This is a genomic window from Acidisoma sibiricum (assembly GCF_057837225.1).
In genome coordinates, this window is sequence record NZ_CM174445.1 from 2,653,061 (window position 1) to 2,672,409 (window position 19,349).

Consider the following 19,349-nt stretch of genomic DNA (forward strand, 5'->3'; position numbering starts at 1 on the left):
GTGCAGCAGCGTCTTCACCGTTCCTGTCGGAGATAGGCCCGCGGCGACAGGCCCGTTTCCTGGCGGAAGGCGCGATAGAAGGAAGAGAGCGAATTAAAGCCGGCGGCAGAGGCCAGGGCCTCCATCGGCCCGCTTGTGCCCGCATCCAGCGCCGCTCGCACCCGGGCGAGCCGCTTCTGCGTGACATACTGGTAGAAGCTCACCCCCAGGACCTGATTGAGCAGGAAGGAAATCTGGTTGCGGGTATAGCCCGTCTCCCGCGCGACCAGCGGCAGATCCAGCGCGGGATCGAGATAGGGTTTGCGGCCGTCAAAATAAGCGTCGAGATCGGCGGCCATCTGGCCGAGCTGCCGGGCCGAAAGGCCAAGCCTTTGTGCGGGCGGCGTGACGGACGTGCGGTCGGGGACCGGACTATCGGTGCGGGACGGTGTGGCATATTCGCGAATGCGCCAGATCAGCCCGTCGCGCACGGTCACCGCCTCACTGGCATGGAACCGCGCCATGCCGCGGCCGACCGGGACGGCGATTTCATATTGGATGAAGGCCGTGTCGCCATCGGCGCGGATGCGGTCGCGGTGGTGCAGATAGGCCGCCGGTGCCGCGGGCATGCTGCGGGACACATAGTCCCGCAACTGCGGCAGCGTCAGCATAAGGTTCTGGAAGTAATCGAAATATTCGATATCGGGATGATAGCAGGCGAGCACGCCCTGCGCGTCACGCCGCGCCCAGGCCTCGTGACAGCGCTGAACGACAGCGCTCGTGGCCTCGGTCCGTGCGGCGTCGTCAGCCAAGGACGCGGAGTGCGTCGCCCGGCGTGATGCGCCCGTCATACAGCGCGCGGCCGACGATGACGCCCGCGATGCCCGGCGTCTGGTCCGCGATGGCGCGGAGCGCTTCGAGATGGGCGAGGCTGCCGACACCGCCCGAGGCGATGACGGGCGTGGTGACTGCACGGGCGAGGGCGGCTGTCGCGTCGAGATTCAGCCCCTTCAGCATGCCGTCCCGGCCGATATCGGTGAAGATGATCGCGGCCGCCCCCGCATCCTCAAACCGCAGGGCCAGCGCTTCGGTCGAAACGGTGGAGGTCTCGGCCCAGCCTTCGGTCGCGACGAACCCGTCGCGCGCGTCAATGCCGACGGCGATGCGGCCGGGAAACAGGCGGCAGGCTTCGCGCACCAGATCCGGGTTTTTGGCCGCGATGGAGCCAAGAATGATACGGCTGACGCCAGCCGCCAGCCAGGCTTCGATGGACGCGATGTCGCGGATGCCGCCGCCCAGCTGCACGGGGACGGTCGCGGCCGCGAGGATCGACTGCACAGCCGCGGTATTAACCGAGCGGCCGGCGAAGGCGCCGTCGAGATCCACGACATGCAGCCAGGCACAGCCGGCTTCCTGCCAGGCGCGCGCCTGGGCGCCGGGATCATCGCCATAGACGGTCGCTTGATCCATGTCGCCGCGGCGCAGCCGCACGCAGGCGCCGCCCTTTAGGTCGATCGCCGGGTAGAGGGCAAGGGCGGTCATGGTCCGGTCTCAGCTCTTCCGCTGCAAAAGCTTGTAGAAATAGGCGCCCGCAATCAGCTGTCCGCCGATCCTGGCATAGGCCGGATGGGTGCCCCAGCGCTGGAAGCCAAGCTGCTCATAGAGGGCGATGGCGCCGCTATGGGTCTCCCGCACATCGAGATTGAGGACCTGATAGCCCATGGCGCGCGCGCGCTCCTCGGCCCGCGTCACCAGCAGGCGGGCCAGGCCCAGACGGCGGGCATAGGGCGCGACAAAGGTCTGGGTCAGCGTCGCGGCCATGGCCTGGGCCTCGTTATTGCGCGGCGGACGCACGAGCTGGGTGGAGCCCACGATGATGCCGTCGGCGCGCCCGACATAGAGTTCGCGCTCGGGCACGAGAACCAGGCCCTTGAAATAGCTCTCCATCACCTGGCGGCCCGGCGACGTGACCCAGCCAAAGCCGCCGCCTTCGATAATGGCGGCGTCTGTCGCCTCGCACAGGGCCAGAAGATCTTCCTCGTTGAAGCTGGTGATGCGCTCGACCGTCAGTTTCGCCTTGGCCTGGGGAAGGGACCGATGCGGGGTCTTTTCGCCGCTGCTCTCATTGCCCATGATCATGGTCTCCACCGCAGAAAATTGCCGACGATGGTCAATCCGACCTCCTGGCTTTTTTCCGGGTGAAACTGCGTGCCGGCGCGATTGCCGGTGGCGACCATGGCGACGACGGGACCGCCGTAATCCGTGGTCGCCAGAATCTCATCCGGCTTTCCGTCGCTGAGCGCGAAACTATGGGTGAAATAGACGTGGTCGCCGGGCGAGAGACCGTCCAGCAGCGGATGCGCGCCGGGCGCGAATTCCAGCGCGTTCCAGCCCATCTGCGGCAGGCGCAAACCCGGCGCATTGATGCGCGTGATCTCGCCATGGACCCAGCCGAGCCCGTCGGTCGCGCCGTATTCGAGGCCGCGCTCGGCCATCAACTGCATGCCGACGCAAATCCCGAGGAAGGGCGTGCCGCCATCGACCGTTTCCTGCAGCGAGTCGCGCAGGCCGGGCACGGCGTCCAGCCCGCCCATGCAATCGGCGAAAGCACCCTGGCCGGGCAGCACAATGCGGGAGGCGGCGCGGATCGCGGCCGGATCGCTGGTGACCAGAACGTCGGCGGCGATGCCGGCGCGGTCGGCCGCCAGCTGCACGGCGCGCGAGGCGGAGGCGAGATTGCCGCTGCCGTAATCGACCACCGCGACCTTCATGGCAGATCCTCCCCGGCGAGGGCCGGGTCACGGGCGAGCAGCCGGCCATAGGCGGCCTCGGCGTTGCGGCCGGCCACGACATAGGTTTCGGCGAAGCCGCGGCGGCCGAGCGACCAGCGCTGCAGGTCACGCCCGCTGCAGCCAAGCAGGACCGCATAGGCGATCACCAACAGGCCGGGCGCGGCACTGCCCGGCAGGGCGCTGCCGAGGCTCAGAATGCCCAGCAGCATAGCGAGGGCGATGATGCCGGCGATCCAGGCGCGGTGGGCGAAAAGCCAGAGCGGGCCGAACAGGAAGGCGCCAAGGGAGAAGCCCTCGCGCACCAGATGCGGCATCCTGCCGGCGCGGAGATGGGCGGTATAGACCTTCATCCGGCCAGCGAACCCTTGGTGGAGGGGATGGCGCCGGCCTGGCGGGGGTCGATGGCCACCGCCATGCGCAAAGCGCGCGCCGTCGCCTTGAAACAGGCTTCGGCGATATGATGGTCGTTGCGTCCGGCCTTCTGCACCAGATGCAGGTTGAACAGACCGTTGGCGGAGAGCGCGCGGAAGAATTCCTCTGCCAGCTGGGTATCGAAAGTCCCGATCTTCTCAGCCGTGAAGGCGACCTGCCAGCCGAGGGCGGCGCGGCCCGACAGATCAATCCCGCATTCGACCAGAGCCTCATCCATCGGCAGCAGCGACTGGCCGTAGCGGCTGATGCCACGCTTGTCGCCCAGCGTCTTGAGGATGAGCTGGCCGAGCACGATGCCGACATCCTCGACCGTGTGATGGTCGTCGACATGCAGATCGCCCTTCGCCTGGATTTCCAGATCGAACAGAGCGTGGCGGCCGAGGGCCGTCAGCATGTGGTCGAAGAAGCCGATGCCGGTATCGGTCCTGACCTGGCCGGTGCCGTCCAGGTTGAGGCTGATGGTGATCTCGGTCTCCGACGTTTTGCGCGACAAAGCGGCCGTGCGGGGGCTGGCGGGGAAGGGGGAAGGGTGCGCGTCCATGTCTGTGCCCAATAGCCTATCCCTGGACCAAATTACACTGCTGGCCGTTGCAGAAAGCCAACGAGCCGCTCGGCCTCGGCCACGATCGGATTGGCGATCGCCTCGGCCCGCGCGGCACCCGCGAAGAGGATGCGGTCGACATGGCCGGGTTCGGCCAGAAGACGGCGCGTTTCGGCGGCGATCGGCCCGAGCTTCTCAACCATAAGATCGGCCAGGTCATTCTTGAATGTGGAAAAACCCTGGCCGCCGAACTGCGCCAGCACGGCGGCCTGGTTCATCCCCGACAGAGCCGCGTAGATGCCGACGAGGTTGCGCGCCTCGGCCCGGCCTTCCAGCCCGGCGGCCTCGCTCGGCAGCGGCTCCGCATCGGTGCGGGCGCGGCGGACCTTGCCCGCGATGGTCTCGGAATCGTCACTCAGATTGATGCGGCTCTGGTCCGACGGATCGGATTTCGACATTTTCTTGCTGCCGTCGCGCAAGCTCATGACGCGGGCCGCCTCCGGCAGGATCAGCGGCTGGATCTGGGGGAAAAAACTGACCCCGTAATCGTGATTGAACTTCTGCGCGATGTCGTTCGCCAGTTCCAGATGCTGCTTCTGATCGTCGCCCACCGGCACGCGGGTCGCGTGATAGGCCAGAATGTCCGCCGCCATCAGGTTCGGATAGACATAAAGCCCGGCGGAGGCGGCTTCCCGGTCCTTGCCGGCCTTGTCCTTGAACTGGGTCATGCGGTTCAGCCAGCCGATGCGGGCGACGCAGTTGAAGATCCAGGCGAGGCGGGCATGGGCCGGCACCGCGGATTGCTGGAACAGGATGTGGCGGTCGGGGTCGATGCCGCAGGCGATGATGGTGGCCGCCATCTCCCGCGTCTGGCGGCGCAGCCCCTCCGGGTCCTGCCAGGTGGTGATCGCGTGCAGATCGACGACGCAATAAAGGCAGTCATGATCGGCCTGCAGCGCCACCCAGTTGCGGATCGCCCCGAGATAATTGCCGAGCGTGGGGATGCCGGAGGGCTGAATCCCGGAGAAAACGCGCTGCATCGAAGCACCTTTCGTCAGGCGGGGTACGGATAAGTCTCATACCCTTGGTGTATAAGTCTCAGCCGCGAAGCGGCCTCTCGAGGGGCTTTTCCCCGTATCCCGCCAGCCCGTCAATTGCTTCGCGGGAATCGCCCGGAAACCGGGGCCTATGGTGCGGTGCGAAGGCGAGGTTGACCGACCGTTAAGCAAGCCTCACAAATATGATGAACGATCCGTCATGGTCTCTCCATCGCGATCGGCTCTCCTTTGACGCACCCGCCAGAGCGACGGCTCCAGCCAGGAACACCTGATGAGACTCCCCTATTCCGCGATTGTTTTCGCAGGCCTTCTGGCGGGCGGCGCGACCGCTGCCCGCGCCCAGATGGGGCCGGGCGGCCCGCCGGCCGTGGGTGTCACCAAAGCCGCGGTGACACCGATCTACCAGTCCAATGAATATGTCGGCCGTATCCAGGCCGTCAGCAAGGTAACGGTCCGCGCCCGCGTCACCGGCCTGCTGGAAGAGCGCGACTTCAAGGAAGGCGACGAGGTCAAGCAGGGCCAGCAGCTGTTCCTGATCGAGCAGCCACCCTATCAGGCGGCCGTGCTGCAGGCCCAGGGTTCCGTTATCCAGGCCGAGGCATCGCTGAAAAACGCCAAGCAGAATCTCAGCCGCTCGGCCACCCTGCTCAATACGCCGGCGGGTCAGCGCTCGACCGTCGATACCGATGTCGCGACCCAGGGCCAGAGCCAGGGTCAGCTTCTGGTCGCGGAAGCGCAGTTGCAGACCGCGCAGATCAACCTCGGCTATACGACCATCCGCTCCCCGATCGACGGGCGCATCGGCATTTCCACCGATCCCGGCAATGTCGTGGCCTTCACCGATGCGCCGCTCGTCACCGTCGTCAGTGAAGACCCGGAATATGTTCTGTTTCCGGTGTCTGAAGTCGATGCGATGAAGCTGGTGGGCGAAGGCAAGGGCGGCCTGGACAAGCTCAGCGTGAAGCTGCGCCTGCCGAACGGCCAGATGTACGACCAGTCGGGCAAGATCGATTTCAGCGATATTTCGGTCAGTTCATCAACCGATACGATCAATCTGCGCGCATCGATCCCGAATCCGGCGCGTGGAACCGCGAGTGATGCCGGCGGCAATCGCACGCTGGTCGATGGCGGGTTCGTGACCGTGATCCTGCAGTCCACCGATCCGGTTCAGAGCATTACCATTCCGCGCGCCGCCGTGCTGGCCGACCAGCAGGGCTTCTATGTCTATGTTATCGACGCGAAGAACGTGGCTGAGCGCCGGAATATCACCATGGGCCAGTCGCCCGATCCGCTGCTGGCGGTGGTCAGCACCGGTCTCAAAGCCGGGGAGCAGGTGGTGGCCGACGGCGTGCAGCGCGTCCATCCCGGCGCGCCGGTCAAGCCCGTCCCCTATCAGGCGCCTGTCATGCCCCCGTCCGCCAATGGCGACGGGTCAGCCGACTAAGGCAGGAACAGAAGCCCCGCCATGATTTCATCCGTCTTCATCGATAGACCGCGACTGGCGATTGTCATCGCGGTCCTCATTTCGCTTGCGGGGTTGATCGCGCTCACGCGCATTCCCATTGCGCAGTTCCCCGATATCGTGCCGCCGCAGGTGTCGGTCACGACGAGCTATCCGGGTGCATCTGCGGCCGTTGTCGAAGCCACGGTGGCGCAGCCCTTGGAGGCGCAGATCGTCGGCGCCGACAAGATGATCTACATGCGCTCCTATAGCGGCAATGACGGCAGCTACAGCCTGACGGTCAGCTTCGCGCTGGGCACCGATCCCAATATCGACGTCGTCAACGTGCAGAACCGCGTCGCCGCCGCCTTGTCGCAGCTGCCGACCGAGGTGCAGGCAGAAGGCGTCCAGCTACGCCAGAAATCCTCGGCGATTCTGCAGTTCGTGCTGTTTTCCAGCCCCGACAAATCGCTGACGCCGCTCTTCATCTCGAACTACATCACCATCAACGTGCTGGACGTGCTGTCGCGCACGCCGGGCGTCGGACAGGCCTTCCTGTTCGGTGCGCAGAACTACTCGATGCGCGTCTGGCTCAATACCGACCGTCTGACCCAGCTCGGCCTGTCGCCGACCGACGTGATCAACGCCATCCAGGCGCAGAACACGCAGGCCGCCGTCGGCATCATCGGCGGCCAGCCGATCGGCCATAACCAACAGTTCCAGCTCAATATCCAGACCCAGGGCCGTCTGTCGACGCCCGAGGAATTCGGCAAGATCATTCTGCGCGCGAACAGCGACGGATCGGTGTTGCGCGTGCGCGACGTGGCGCGGGTGGCGCTGGGCGCCCAAAGCCTGGCGACCCAGGATCAGCTCGATGGCGCGCCCTCGCTCGGCATCGGCATCTATCTCGAACCCGGCGCCAATGCGGTGGAAACCGCGCAGCGGGTGAAGAACACCATCGCCGGTCTGCGCAAGAACTTCCCCAAAGGCCTGTCGGCCGGCGTCATCTACGATACCTCGGACTTCGTCAACGAAACGGTCCACGAGGTTATCCGCACCATCGTCGAAGCCTTCATCCTGGTCGTGATCGTCGTCTTCCTGTTCCTGGGCGGCAATATCCGCGCGACCATCATTCCGACGCTGGCCGTGCCGGTCAGCCTGGTCGGTGCCTTCGCCTTCCTCGTGGCTCTCGGCTATTCGGCCAATACCATTTCGCTTCTGGCACTTGTCGTCGCCATCGGCGTCGTCGTCGATGACGCGATCGTGGTGGTGGAGAATGTCGAGCGCGTGATGGAGGAAAATCCCGGCATGGACCCGCGGCAGGCGACGAAAATCGCCATGCGGCAGATCACGGGCCCGATTATCGCGATCTCCCTCGTGCTGCTGTCGGTCTTCGTGCCGGTGGGCTTCATTCCCGGCCTGTCGGGACAGCTGTTCAAGCAGTTCGCCGTCACCATCAGCTGCACCATGCTGATTTCGGCGACCAATGCGCTGACGCTGTCACCGGCGCTGTGCGCGCTGTTCCTGCGGCCCGTCACCAATAAGGCGACGCGCAAGGGTCCCTTCTCACGCCTCAGCCGCGGCATCGACAGCGTGCGCAACGGCTACGGCAATGTCGTGGCCCGGCTGGTGCGTTTCGCGATCCTCGTGGTGCCGGTGATCCTCATCGGTGTCGGCGTGCTGGTCTTCCTGGCCGGCCGCACTCCGGGCGGCTTCCTGCCGGAAGAGGATCAGGGCGCCTTCTTCACCGCCGTGGAACTGCCGGACGGTGCGTCCATCAACCGCACCCAGGAAGTGGTCGATCGCGTTGCCGGCATGCTCAAACAGATGCCGCAGGTGGCGCACACCATCTCGATCGTCGGCTATTCCATTCTTGACGGTGCGGCGGAGCCCAACGGCGCCTTCGTGGTTGCGCGACTGAAGGACTTCGCCGACCGGCCGGGGGTTGCGAACAATGTGCAGACGCTGATCGGCCGCATGTTCGGCTTGTCGCAGCAGATCATGGGCGCGACCGTCTTTCCGTTCAATCTACCGCCCATCATCGGCCTCTCGACCGGCGGCGGCTTTGAATATCAGCTGGACGCGCTGGAAGGGCAGGACCCGCAGGATATGTCCTCCGTGCTGGGCAGCCTGCTGGTGGCGGCCAATACCGATCCGCGCCTGAGCCGCGTCTTCTCGACCTTCTCGGCCGCGAACCCCTCGATCTATCTCGATATCGACCGTGACAAGGCGCAGGCCCTGGGCGTGAATATCAGCGACATCTTCACCGCGCTCGAAGCGACGATGGGCGGCTACTATGTCAATGAGTTCAACCTCTATGGCCGCGTCTGGCAGGTGAACGTGCAGAGCCAGTCCTCCGACCGCAACGACTTCTCCTCGCTATGGAAGGTCTATGTGCGCAATGCGGGCGGCAATATGGTGCCGCTGCGGAGCCTGGCGACCATGCGGGTAATCACCGGACCGCAGGTCATCACGCGCTACAACAACGTCCGCTCCATCACCATCGACGGTTCGCCCGCGCCGGGCGTGTCCTCCAGCCAGGCATTGGCGGCGATGTCGGAGATTTCCGACAAGGTTCTGCCGTCCGGCTACAGCTATGAATGGACCGGCACGGCCTATCAGGAAATCCAGGCCGGCGGGCAGACGGGCGTGGTTCTGGCCTTCGCCGTGCTCTTCGCCTACCTGTTCCTGGTGGCGCTCTACGAGAGCTGGACCATTCCGATGTCGGTGCTGATTTCGGTGGTGGTCGCCGGCGTCGGCGCGTTCATCGGCTTGCTGGTGACGCAGCTGCCGCTGAACCTCTATGCCCAGATCGGGCTCGTCACACTCATCGCGCTCGCGGCCAAGAACGGCATTCTGATCGTCGAGTTCTCGAAGGAGCAGCGCGAGATGGGCGTGCCCATCCAGGAAGCGGCGGTGGCCGGCGCGCGCCTGCGGTTCCGCGCGGTGATGATGACCTCCTTCGCCTTCATCCTCGGCCTGGTGCCGCTGGTGATTGCGACGGGGGCGGCGCAGATCAGCCGCCGCTCGGTCGGCACGCCGGTCTTCTTCGGCATGCTGGCGGCAAGCTTCGTCGGTATCTTCGTGATCCCGATGCTCTACGCCTGCTTCCAATACATGCGGGAATGGGCGCGGGTGAAAATCTTCCGCCTGCCGCCGCTGGAATTCCACAAGCGCCCGGAGGGAGAGCTTTAACCTCCCTGTGTGGACAAAAGGGCGGCCACCGGTACCACCGATGGCCGCCCTTTCTTTTTGGGCAGAGGACGGCTGACAGGGACGTTGCAGAACATTCCGCGCTGTTCCGCGCAGGCTCACCAGGCCATTAGGGACCGGTTAATCGTTATGGCACCATAACGTCGGCCAACTCTATCGGGTGACCCATGGGCTTCTTTGGTTCCGGCGTGAATGCCTCGCGCACGCTCCAGGCATTTGATCGCTCTCTGGCGATCATCAACTTTGACGTCACAGGCAAAATTCTCAGCGCCAATAAGATCTTTTGCGACGCGATGGGCTATGCGGAAGAGGAAATCCGTGGCCGACACCATAGCATCTTCGTCGATCCCGCCTATGCGCAGAGCCAACCTTATGCAGAGTTCTGGAACCGGCTGCGCAAAGGCGAATTCTTCGTCGAAGAATTTCAGCGCTTTGGCAAAAACGGAAAAGAAGTCTGGATTCAGGGGTCCTATAACCCGGTTCGCGATGGGCGGGGCCGGGTGCGCGGTGTGACCAAAATCGCGAGCGTCGTCACAGAGACGAAGCTGCGCAATGCCGAATACGAAGCCAAGGTAACGGCGATTTCCCGCGCCCAGGCCATCATTGAATTCGACCCGTCCGGCACCGTGCTGACGGCCAATGACAACTTCCTCAATGCCTTCGGCTATCGGCTGGATGAGATCGTCGGCCGGCATCACCGCATCTTCGTCGAGCCCGACTTCGTCGCCAGTGCGGATTACCAATCCTTTTGGGAGAAGCTCAACCGTGGGGAGTTCGTCGCGGCCGAGTTCAAGCGCCTGAGCAAGGACGGCACGCCCGTCTGGATCGAAGCTTCCTACAATCCGATTTTTGACCTCGCTGGCCGGGTCTATAAGATCGTGAAATTCGCAACCGTCACGACCGGCCGCGTCATCTCCGTCAATGCGGTCGCGGAGGGGCTGGCCAAGCTCGCGGACAAGAAGCTGACGCATCGCATCACGCAGACCTTCGCACCGGCGTTTGAGACGCTGAAGGTGAATTTCAATACCTCGATGAATCAGGTCGAGGCTGCGATGCTGCAGCTGTCGGACGCCACGACTACGATCCACGAGGGCGTCTCCGAGATCGCGAAGGCATCGGGCGATCTGTCGCGCCGCACCGAGCAGCAGGCCGCGAGCCTTGAGCAGACGGCGGCCGCTCTGCATGAGATCAGCAGTGCCGTGCAGCGCGGCGCCCGCAATACCAAGGAGGCAAGCGGCACGGCCAACGGCGCCAAGGCGGATGCCGGCAATTCCGGCACCGTCATGGCCCAGGCGACGAGCGCCATGGCCGATATCGAAAATAGCTCTGCCAAAATCAACCAGATCATCGGCGTCATCGACGAGATTGCCTTCCAGACGAATCTGCTGGCGCTCAATGCCGGGGTTGAAGCCGCCCGCGCTGGAGAGGCGGGGCGGGGCTTCGCGGTGGTTGCCTCCGAAGTGCGGGCGCTCGCGCAGCGTTCGGCGGAGGCGGCGAAGGAGATCAAGGCCCTGATCAGTACAAGTTCGGGCCAGGTCAAGCAGGGGGCACGGCTGGTGACGGATACCAGCGCGTCCCTTGGCGTGATTGCCGAAAAGATCGCCCAGATCGACCAGATCATTTCGGAAATGGCGGCGTCCACACAGGAACAATCCACGGCGATTGCCGAAGTGACGACGGCGGTGAACGAGATGGACGGCGTTACCCAGCGCAACGCCGCCATGGTCGAGGAAACTTCGGCCGCGGCCATGTCTCTGGGTGAGCAGGCCGCGGCACTGGCTGAGCTGGTCGCCAGTTTTGAACTATCAAACCATGTAGCGCGTTCAGCGCCGAGACAGACGTCCAGGATCGTGCCGCTTTATCCCAACGGCAGGATGGTCAATGAGCTGGCTGCGCACGGCTAGCGCATGTCCGACTTCAACCGGAATCGCTCGCCTAACCGCGTCACCCGCGTACTCGTGACGCGGGTCTACCCCCGTGGCGGCCCCACCGGCCATCTGGGTGCTATAGCGGGTGAGTTCGCGGAACAAGTCCGCGAATGACGTTGTCTTGCCGTCCTCGTCCATGATCGCGGCACCAGGGTGTTCCGCCGAATTTTTCAGACGCTATCGGTATAGGCGAGCGCGCGCTCAAATGTCTCGGGATCGACATTGCCGCCCGAGAGGATGATGGCCGTCGTCCTGTCCCGCCCGTCGAAGGCGCCGGAGAGCAGGGCCGCGAGGCAGATCGCGCCTGATGGTTCCAGGACGAGTTTCAGATGCAGGAAGGCGAAGGCCATGGCGCGCAGCACGGCCTCATCCGTCACCACGATGCCGCCCGCCACACGGTCCTTGTTAACCGCGAAGGTCAGCACGCCCTGGCTGGGTGACAGCAAGCCGTCGCAGAGCGTGGAGCCGCCTGGACCATTCACCTCCCGCTGCCCGGACAGCAGCGAGCGGCGCATGTCGTCGCGCCCCTCAGGCTCGACCGCATAGGTTTTGGCGCCGGGAAAGCGCGTCTGCACCGCGAGTGTGGCCCCTGCCAGCAGGCCGCCGCCGCTGACGGGCACCAGCAGCGCGTCGATGGTAAGGCCCTCAGCCGCCGCATCGGCCGCAATCTCCAGCCCCGCCGTGCCCTGGCCGGCCATGACGTCCGCATGGTCATAGGGCGGGATGAGGGCGGCGCCGGTCGCTTCGCATTCCGCGCCCGCGAGCGCCTCGCGGTCGTCCGTCAGGCGGTTGAAGGGCACCACGCGCGCGCCCCAGGATTTGGTCAGGCGGGTTTTGATGGCGGGCGCATCCGCCGGCATGAAGATGGTCGCGGGCAGGCCAGCGGCGGCCGCGGCATAAGCCGTCGCCTGGGCATGATTGCCGGAGGAGAAGGCGACGATGCCGCCCTTATGGCCCTGCTCGATCAGGGACAGCACGGCATTCATGGCGCCACGCAGCTTGAAACTGCCGGTATGCTGGAGGTTGTCTGCTTTCAGCAGCACGTTGCCGCCCACCGCACGATCCAGCACGGCACTGCGCAGCAGCGGCGTATGGCGCAGACGCGCGCCACAGCGGGCGCGGGCGGACAGGATATCCTCGATCATGGGCAGACGGTCAGTCACGGTGATGCTCCGGTAGGAAGGCGGGCGAGACGGGTGGCGGCGAGCGGGCCCAGGATGACGGCATAGAGCGTATAGGTCTCGCCGACCCGGCCATTGCGGCCGCGCGCGATGGTGCCAATGGCGCGGATGCTGGTCCAGGGCGTGGCGTCAGGCGCATCGCGCCGCCGGGTGGTGCGGATCAGCAGACCCGTGCTTCCCTCCGGCAGCGCGGCCGTGGCCGGGTGGGGGAGTGAAAAATACTGCCAGCGGGGGTCGTCGGCCAGCAGCGGCATCGACTGCGGCAGGCGTAGCGCCAGTTCCGAACCGAGACCGTATTCGTCAACCGCGATAAAGCGCGCGCCGATCTGCCGGGCGTGAAGTTCGGCCACGCTGCCGAGCTTATGCCAGCCGCCGAGCAGGCGGATGGTGGGGTCGCTGACGCCGCCGAGCGGCAGGGGGCTCGCGATCGCCTGGACATAGACCAGGAGCGTGAGTGCGAAGCCGAGGATCGCGCCGGGCTTTAGCCAGCGTGCGCAAGCCGGCAGGCCGGCCGCGGCGATGACGCCGGCGGGATAGAGGATTTCGGGCCAATTGCCCTGCACCCGGTCGCCCAGCGCATGCTGCAGGAAGACCACAGCGGGCAGCACGCCCAGCGCGGCCAGCAGGCTGGGGGCGGGGGCGCGCGTCCGCCAGGTCTGCACCGTCACGCGCAAAAGCCCGACCATGCAGAGCGCGAAGATGATGGGGGTCGCGAGCCCGATCTGGCCGCCGATCAGCTCGCCCAGGAACTGCAGGGCGCGGGCCGGGTGGAAATCCGCCGTGCGGCCGCCCTGTTTGGCGAAGCTCACCCAGTGATGGTCGGCGTTCCACAGAATGACCGGCAGAAAGAGCAGCAGCGCCGCAAGGAGGCCGATCCAGGGACGCAGATCGCGCCAAAGCCAGCGGCGCCCGGCGGGCGTCAGCAGCAGCCAGAGGCCGATGCCGGCCAGCAGCAAGGCGGCCGTATACTTGCTGTCGAGTGCGAGGCCGGCGCCCAGCCCCGCCATGAGCCACCACCACCCGGAACCGCCGGTGACGATTCGGGCCATCGCCCAAAGCGTCAGAATCCAGAAAAACAGCAGCGGCGCATCCGGTGTCATCAGCACGCTGCCGGCGCCGAAAATGAGCGTCGCATTGAGCAGGATGGCGGCAGCATAGCCACGGCCAAGCCCAAGGCGGCGTGCGGCATCGAGGATCAGGAGCGAGGCGAGGGCGGCGCTGACGGGCCCCAGCAGGCGGATGCCGAGGGCCGTCTGGCCGAAGAGTGCGGTGCCGATATGCACCCAGACAGCGACCATGAAGGGATGATCGTAATAGCCCGCCGCCGTCGCCTGCGCCCAAAGCCAGTAATAGGCCTCGTCGGGCGACACCGGCGTCACCGCCGCGACCGTGAGCCGCAGCAGCGTGATCAGACCGAGCGCGACCGCGAAGAGCGCCGCATCGGAGCGGGGGGAGGAAGGTCCTGGCATCAGCGTCAGCCTATGGCCCAGGCGTGCCAGGGCGCACTAGCCCCGAAACCCGCGCCCCACCTCAGCGATAGCGGTATTCGCCGCGGTCACACCGTCCGCCAGACGAGGGTGGAGGAGACGGCATAGTTCCAAACGACGCCGACAGCAGCACCGATGGCTGCGGCCGCGAAGCCATTATGGGCGGTGCTAGAGAAGAGGGCGGTCGCGATGCCGACATTGGCGATGGCGCCGAGGCCGCAGACCGCCATGAACAGGATCAGGCCGCGGATCAGTTTCGGTCCGCGCAGCCGGTGGGTGCGATAGGTGAGCCGGTTATTGAGCTGGAAATTGAACAGCATGGCGATGATGGTGGCGATGATTTCCGCCGCGACGAAGGTGAGGCCGATGTCCTGGCCGAGCCACACGGCGAGAAGGTTCACGATCATGCCGAGTGCGCCCACGAGCGCGAAGGCGACGAATCGCATCGGCACATAGCCGTGCAAGCCCTTGTCCAGCAGCAGGGAGGCGAACTGGATCATGACCAGCGCATCGAGCTTGCTTTCGCCCGCTTCACGCCGGTGGAACTGGCAGGGGATTTCCAGCACGCGCAGCCGCTCGGGCGCGGAGAGGATGAGGTCGAGCAGGATCTTGAAACCCTGGCCCGACAGGCGCGGGGCGATCGCCTCAAACCGGCCGCGGGGCATCATGAAGAAGCCGCTCATCGGGTCGGTGATGCGCATGGGCAGGAAATATTGCGCGACCGAGATGCCGGCATTGGAAATGCGGTGGCGCATGGCCGATGACAGCCCGTCGGAGGACCCGCCCAGGACATGGCGGCTGCCGATGACGATATCGGCGCTACCGCCACGCAGCTGTTCCAGCATGGCGGGGAGGACGGTCTGGTCATGCTGCAAATCGCCATCCATGACGGCGACGAAATCGGCGGAGGAGGAGAGCGCGCCTTCGATCACGGCGCTTGACAAGCCGCGCCGGCCGATGCGGCGGATGCAGCGGACCTGCGGGTTGATGCGCGCGATGGCGCGCGCCTCATCCGCCGTGCCGTCGGGACTGTTGTCGTCGACGAAGATGATCTCCCAGGCGACACCGGGCAGCGCCGCCGCCACGCGTTCCACCATCGGGCGGACATTCGGCCGCTCCTTGTAGCAGGGCACGACGATGGACAGCTCCGCGCTGACGGGACGCAGAGCGGACGCCGCGGCCGATTCCGGCACGGGTTGGGATTCTTCGGTCATGGCATAGTCCATAAGCGAGCACTCCGGCATGCGAAAGCCCCCAAGGCTCCGCAGAGACGCCATAATGTGAGGGATTTGCGGCGGTATTTCGGCGCGCGCGGGGTTGCGGCTGCTCACGGGCCGCGGGGTGCGGATTCAGGCAGACCGTCGATGATGGCGGCGACCTGCGTGAGTTCGTGGCGCAGGATGGGGACGGCATGATCGACGAAGCCGCGCACCGGCGACCAGCGCCGCGGATTGGCACGGAAGACGATATGGACCGGGGTCGGCTCCGGCTCGAACGGCATGAGAACGCGCTGCAGCCGGCCCGCGGCCAGGTGTCCGGCCACCTGATAGGACTGGCAGCGAATGAAGCCGCCGCCGCGGCAGGCGGCATCCAGCCCGGCGCCGACGCTGGTCATCGCGAGGCGGGTCTGCACCGGCGTTGCCCGCAGAGGGGCGCCCCCGGCCTCCCGCCGGAAGCTCCACAGCTCGCGGTTGCCGTCCGGGTTCATGCCGATGCAGGCATGGTCTGCAAGCCCGGCCGGGTCCCGCGGCTGGCCGTGTCGGGAGAGATAGGCAGGGGACGCGCAGACCACCTGCCGCACCATGCCGAGCTTGACGGCGACGAGACTGGTCTCGGCCAGATGCGCGAGGCGGATCGCGACATCGACGCCTTCGCCCTGCATATCCACAACCCGGTTGAGCAGAAGCGCCCGCGCCTGCACCATGGGATGCAGGGCGAGGAAGGTTTCGAGCACGGGCGCGACGTGCAAGCGGCCGAAGAGTTCCGGCGCGGTCAGCACCAGCGTGCCGCTGATGCTAGGCGCGGAGGGGTCCAGCCGGATGTCCGCGAGGCGGCTGAGCACATCCCGCCATACCGCGGCGTGACGCTCGCCCGCGTCCGTCAGGCGCAGGCCGCGGGTGGAGCGCAGCACCAGCGTCTCCCCGGCCTCATTCTCCAGCACGGCGAGGGCGCGCGTGGCCGCGGCAGCTGAGCGTCCAAGGCGGCGGGCGGCGGCGGCGAGCGAGCCCTCCTCAATGGCGGCGACTGCCAGTTCCATCGCGTCCAAGCGGTCCATGATTTCGATTCCTGAAAGCAAGCCTGCCAAGGAACGCGCATTCTGCCGGTTTCTGCAAGGAGCTAGTCTCCGTGCCAGAGCGTTACAGGAGACGATCATGATCGACATTCGCTATCGCACGCAGACGGTGGGTGAGGTGGAGGTGTTCTACCGCGAGGCCGGACCGGCCGATGCGCCGGTGCTGCTTCTGCTGCATGGCTTTCCCACCAGCAGCCATATGTTCCGCGACCTCATCCCGCTTCTGGCCGGGCGCTTTCGCGTCATTGCGCCGGACCTGCCGGGTTTCGGCCTGACAAAGGCGCCAGGGCGCGATGCTTTCCATTATGGTTTCGACACTCTTGCCGATGTCATTGGGGACTTCGTGACGGCGATCGGGCTGACGCGCTATGCGCTTTATGTCTTCGACTATGGCGCGCCGGTGGGGCTGCGTCTGGCGATGGCGCATCCAGAGCGCGTCAGCGCCATCATCACCCAGAACGGCAATGCCTATGCGGAAGGTTTGAGCCGCGACTGGGAGCCGTGGCAGGCCTATTGGCGGGAGCCGACGGACGCGCATCGCGACGCCTGCCGCGCGTCCCTGAGCGACGCCGCGATCCGCGCGCAGTATGAAGACGGAGCACCGCAAGGCCAGGTGAGCCCGGACGGCTATACGCTGGACCAGCACTACATGCATCGTGCGGAAGCGCGGGAGATTCAGCTGGACCTCATCCTCAGCTACCAGACCAATGTCGCGCTGTATCCCGCCTTTCAGGACTATTTCCGGGCGCATCAGCCGCCGCTGCTGGCCGTCTGGGGCCGGAATGACGCGTACTTTCTGCCGGCAGGAGCCGAGGCTTACCGGCGGGATCTGCCGCAGGCGGAGGTGCATCTGCTCGACACGGGGCATTTCGCGGTGGAGACGCATTCTCGCGAGATTGCAGTTCTCATCGAACGTTTTCTGGGCGCCTGATCAAGGCCGCCCGGCGCGGCCCGCGGGCCGCACCGGGCCAATACAGGGAGATCGGTCATGGGCTATGGGTTTCTGGATATCATGGCGACGCCCGCCGTACGCGCCGCTCAGGCCGCGATGGGCAGCGACCGGACCTGGACCAATTTCAAAGGCCACCGGGAATTCGACCGTTTCGGCGCGGACGAAATCGCCTTCATCTCTGACCAGGACCATCTGTATATGGCGACCGTCGGTGAGACCGGCTGGCCCTATGTCCAGCATCGCGGCGGCAAGGCGGGATTCGTCAAGGTGATTGATGCGACGACGCTCGCCTTCCCGGACTATCGGGGAAACCGGCAGTATATATCCGTGGGGAACTTGTCCGCCGATGATCGCGTCGCGCTTATTCTGGTGGACTACCCACGCCGCGCGCGGATGAAGATCCTGGGCCGCATGGAGATCGTATCAGCCGCGGAGCGGCCGGATGTGGCGGCGATCGTGCTGGACCCGGACGACAAAGCCAAGGTCGAGCGTATCATGATTCTGCATCTGGTCACCTTCGACTGGAACTGTCCGCAGCATATCACGCCGCGCTTTACCGAGGCGGAGGTGGGCCAGGCGATCAAGCCGTTGATGGATCATGTCGCGGCGCTGGAAGCGGAGGTCGCGGCCCTGCGCGCGCAGCTAGGGCAGTCTTAGCCAGGAAAGGGCACCTGGCCACACCGTCATCGAAGCCCGCTTGCACGCCGCGCGCCTTCGTTCTATGTGGCCATACCGAAGGCCGAACGGCCCGTAAGCGTTTACGTCAATCAACGCATAAACCGGCTGCCAGGCGTGCAGGGGCGAGCGGCCATCAGGCCAGCGCTTTCCCGAGGCTGGCATCCTTTATGCGGAGTGCTTGACCATGCTTGCCAGGGATCGGCCGGATACGGCCTATCGTCGTGTCGTCATCCTGACAGCCACATTGTTCGTCTCCTATCTGTCCGTTGCCATGTCCCTGCCTGCGGTGCCGCTGCATGTGGTGCGGGGGCTTGGCCTCGACAACGCCTATGGCGGGGCGGCGGTCGGCATCGCTTTTCTCTCGACGATTCTGTCACGGAGCTATGTCGGAACCCAGGCCGACCTGCATGGCGGCAAACGCTCCATGCAGCGCGGATTGATCGTCTATGCTGCGGCCAGCCTGATCTGCCTGCTGTCGAGCCTGCCACAGGTGCCGGTGACGGCGGGCTACGCGGCCCTGATCCTGGGGCGTCTGGTCCTGGGCCTGGGTGAAAGCCTTGCCCTGGTCGGCATGATCAGCTGGTCCATTGGCCTGATGGGCCAGGCACGATCCGGCAAGGTCCTGTCCCTGGTCGGCATGGCCATGTATGGCGCCTTCGCCGTGGGCGGACCGCTGGGCCTGTGGATCACGCATCGCTTCGGTTTCGGCTGGCTGATGCTGGCCTGTGCGGTCTTGCCGCTTCTGGGGCTGATCGGGGTCGCACGCGTGCCGGGCGTCGCCCCATCGGGCGGCCATCGCCAATCCTTCTGGACGATTATCGGACGCATCTGGCGGCCGGGTGCGGCGGTCGGTTTGCAGGGGGTGGGTTTCGCGGCGCTGGGGGCCTTCTTCTCGCTCTATTGCCTCAGCCGCCACTGGCCGCATCCCGGCCTCGGCCTGACCTGCTTCGGTCTCGGCTTCGTCGCCGTGCGCCTGCTCTGCGGCCATCTGCCTGACCGCATCGGCGGCACGCCTGTGGCGATCGTCTCGCTCGCCATCGAGGCCTGCGGCCAATATCTGCTGTGGCTGGCGCCGGGACCGCTCTCGGCACTCGCCGGTGCCACGCTGACGGGCCTCGGCTGCTCGATGGTGTTTCCGGCCATGGGGTCCGAGGTCGTCAAACAGGTGGCACCCCAGCAGCGGGGCACGGCGGTGGGCGGTTTCGCAGCCTTTCAGGACCTGGCCTATGGCGCCACCGGACCGGTCGCCGGCTTGCTGGCTGACCGGTCGGGCTATGCGCCAGTTTTCCTGATCGGCGGCCTGGCTGCCACGATCGGCCTTGGCATGGCGATCTGGGCGCATCAGGTGGCAAGGGGCGTGCGGACAGCTTAGCC

General features: G+C 65.7%; 15 protein-coding genes and 1 pseudogene. 6 read left to right on the top strand and 10 right to left on the bottom strand.

Annotated elements, in window-relative coordinates; all coding sequences use genetic code 11:
• Positions 1-14: 14 nt before the first annotated feature.
• The 6 genes and pseudogenes from AC3G7M_RS12650 to trpS all read right to left on the bottom strand — a co-directional run bounded on the left by AC3G7M_RS12650 (position 15) and on the right by trpS (position 4,784).
• Entirely contained in the window at positions 15-791 is a 777-nt protein-coding gene (locus AC3G7M_RS12650) for a helix-turn-helix domain-containing protein (RefSeq protein ID WP_489212378.1), read from the bottom strand.
• Positions 784-2,112, bottom strand: a pseudogene (gene hisA / locus AC3G7M_RS12655) (1-(5-phosphoribosyl)-5-[(5-phosphoribosylamino)methylideneamino]imidazole-4-carboxamide isomerase). The gene AC3G7M_RS12650 and the pseudogene hisA overlap by 8 nt, the downstream one beginning before the upstream one ends.
• A 2-nt stretch (positions 2,113-2,114) precedes the next feature.
• A complete protein-coding gene (gene hisH, locus AC3G7M_RS12660; RefSeq protein ID WP_489212379.1) occupies positions 2,115-2,750 on the bottom strand; it encodes an imidazole glycerol phosphate synthase subunit HisH in 636 nt (211 codons plus the stop codon).
• Complete coding sequence (locus AC3G7M_RS12665) at positions 2,747-3,121, bottom strand: DUF2628 domain-containing protein (RefSeq protein WP_489212380.1); 375 nt, start codon at positions 3,119-3,121, stop codon at positions 2,747-2,749. The genes hisH and AC3G7M_RS12665 overlap by 4 nt, the downstream gene beginning before the upstream one ends.
• On the bottom strand, positions 3,118-3,744 hold the full coding sequence (gene hisB, locus AC3G7M_RS12670) for an imidazoleglycerol-phosphate dehydratase HisB (protein ID WP_489212381.1): 627 nt from the start codon (positions 3,742-3,744) through the stop codon (positions 3,118-3,120). The genes AC3G7M_RS12665 and hisB overlap by 4 nt, the downstream gene beginning before the upstream one ends.
• 32 nt (positions 3,745-3,776) lie before the next feature.
• A complete protein-coding gene (trpS, locus tag AC3G7M_RS12675; RefSeq protein WP_489212382.1) occupies positions 3,777-4,784 on the bottom strand; it encodes a tryptophan--tRNA ligase in 1,008 nt (335 codons plus the stop codon).
• 289 nt (positions 4,785-5,073) lie between these two features.
• Between trpS and AC3G7M_RS12680 the strand changes: the two genes are divergently transcribed.
• The 3 genes from AC3G7M_RS12680 to AC3G7M_RS12690 all read left to right on the top strand — a co-directional run bounded on the left by AC3G7M_RS12680 (position 5,074) and on the right by AC3G7M_RS12690 (position 11,360).
• Complete coding sequence (locus AC3G7M_RS12680; RefSeq protein WP_489212383.1) at positions 5,074-6,246, top strand: efflux RND transporter periplasmic adaptor subunit; 1,173 nt, start codon at positions 5,074-5,076, stop codon at positions 6,244-6,246.
• A 21-nt stretch (positions 6,247-6,267) separates the two neighbouring features.
• Complete coding sequence (locus AC3G7M_RS12685) at positions 6,268-9,438, top strand: efflux RND transporter permease subunit (RefSeq protein WP_489212384.1); 3,171 nt, start codon at positions 6,268-6,270, stop codon at positions 9,436-9,438.
• A 185-nt stretch (positions 9,439-9,623) separates the two neighbouring features.
• Positions 9,624-11,360, top strand: a complete 1,737-nt coding sequence (locus AC3G7M_RS12690) for a methyl-accepting chemotaxis protein (protein ID WP_489212385.1) — start codon at positions 9,624-9,626, stop codon at positions 11,358-11,360.
• Positions 11,361-11,554: 194 nt separating this feature from the next.
• On the opposite strand, the gene AC3G7M_RS12695 is transcribed toward AC3G7M_RS12690, so the two are convergent.
• From AC3G7M_RS12695 to AC3G7M_RS12710, 4 genes are all read right to left on the bottom strand, one after another.
• Positions 11,555-12,547, bottom strand: a complete 993-nt coding sequence (locus AC3G7M_RS12695) for a threonine ammonia-lyase (RefSeq protein WP_489212386.1) — start codon at positions 12,545-12,547, stop codon at positions 11,555-11,557.
• Positions 12,544-14,034, bottom strand: a complete 1,491-nt coding sequence (locus AC3G7M_RS12700) for a glycosyltransferase family 39 protein (RefSeq protein ID WP_489212387.1) — start codon at positions 14,032-14,034, stop codon at positions 12,544-12,546. Before AC3G7M_RS12700 ends, AC3G7M_RS12695 begins: the two co-directional genes overlap by 4 nt.
• Positions 14,035-14,120: 86 nt before the next feature.
• A complete protein-coding gene (locus tag AC3G7M_RS12705; protein ID WP_489212388.1) occupies positions 14,121-15,266 on the bottom strand; it encodes a glycosyltransferase in 1,146 nt (381 codons plus the stop codon).
• Positions 15,267-15,379: 113 nt separating this feature from the next.
• Positions 15,380-16,327, bottom strand: coding sequence for a LysR family transcriptional regulator (locus AC3G7M_RS12710; RefSeq protein WP_489212389.1), 948 nt, complete (start codon positions 16,325-16,327; stop codon positions 15,380-15,382).
• Positions 16,328-16,424: 97 nt separating this feature from the next.
• On the opposite strand from AC3G7M_RS12710, the gene AC3G7M_RS12715 reads away from it, so the two are divergent.
• The 3 genes from AC3G7M_RS12715 (at position 16,425) to AC3G7M_RS12725 (ending at position 19,347) form a co-directional block, all read left to right on the top strand.
• Positions 16,425-17,276, top strand: a complete 852-nt coding sequence (locus AC3G7M_RS12715; RefSeq protein ID WP_489212391.1) for an alpha/beta fold hydrolase — start codon at positions 16,425-16,427, stop codon at positions 17,274-17,276.
• A gap of 57 nt (positions 17,277-17,333) precedes the next feature.
• Positions 17,334-17,954 carry a pyridoxamine 5'-phosphate oxidase family protein gene (locus AC3G7M_RS12720; RefSeq protein WP_489212392.1) on the top strand — a complete coding sequence of 207 codons (621 nt, stop codon included), beginning with the start codon at positions 17,334-17,336 and terminating at the stop codon, positions 17,952-17,954.
• A 205-nt stretch (positions 17,955-18,159) separates the two neighbouring features.
• Positions 18,160-19,347: an MFS transporter gene (locus tag AC3G7M_RS12725; RefSeq protein WP_489212394.1), complete on the top strand. Its 1,188-nt coding sequence runs from the start codon at positions 18,160-18,162 to the stop codon at positions 19,345-19,347.
• Positions 19,348-19,349: the final 2 nt, after the last annotated feature.

Bases quoted from the DNA above. Each gene is read 5' to 3' on its own strand.
- AC3G7M_RS12685 (WP_489212384.1), top strand. From the start codon at position 6,268: ATGATTTCATCCGTCTTCATCGATAGACCGCGACTGGCGATTGTCATC.
- AC3G7M_RS12715 (WP_489212391.1), top strand. From the start codon at position 16,425: ATGATCGACATTCGCTATCGCACGCAGACGGTGGGTGAGGTGGAGGTG.
- AC3G7M_RS12700 (WP_489212387.1), bottom strand. From the start codon at position 14,034: ATGCCAGGACCTTCCTCCCCCCGCTCCGATGCGGCGCTCTTCGCGGTC.
- AC3G7M_RS12680 (WP_489212383.1), top strand. From the start codon at position 5,074: ATGAGACTCCCCTATTCCGCGATTGTTTTCGCAGGCCTTCTGGCGGGC.
- hisH (WP_489212379.1), bottom strand. From the start codon at position 2,750: ATGAAGGTCGCGGTGGTCGATTACGGCAGCGGCAATCTCGCCTCCGCC.
- AC3G7M_RS12720 (WP_489212392.1), top strand. From the start codon at position 17,334: ATGGGCTATGGGTTTCTGGATATCATGGCGACGCCCGCCGTACGCGCC.
- AC3G7M_RS12665 (WP_489212380.1), bottom strand. From the start codon at position 3,121: ATGAAGGTCTATACCGCCCATCTCCGCGCCGGCAGGATGCCGCATCTG.
- hisB (WP_489212381.1), bottom strand. From the start codon at position 3,744: ATGGACGCGCACCCTTCCCCCTTCCCCGCCAGCCCCCGCACGGCCGCT.
- AC3G7M_RS12705 (WP_489212388.1), bottom strand. From the start codon at position 15,266: ATGACCGAAGAATCCCAACCCGTGCCGGAATCGGCCGCGGCGTCCGCT.
- trpS (WP_489212382.1), bottom strand. From the start codon at position 4,784: ATGCAGCGCGTTTTCTCCGGGATTCAGCCCTCCGGCATCCCCACGCTC.
- AC3G7M_RS12690 (WP_489212385.1), top strand. From the start codon at position 9,624: ATGGGCTTCTTTGGTTCCGGCGTGAATGCCTCGCGCACGCTCCAGGCA.
- AC3G7M_RS12725 (WP_489212394.1), top strand. From the start codon at position 18,160: ATGCTTGCCAGGGATCGGCCGGATACGGCCTATCGTCGTGTCGTCATC.
- AC3G7M_RS12710 (WP_489212389.1), bottom strand. From the start codon at position 16,327: ATGGACCGCTTGGACGCGATGGAACTGGCAGTCGCCGCCATTGAGGAG.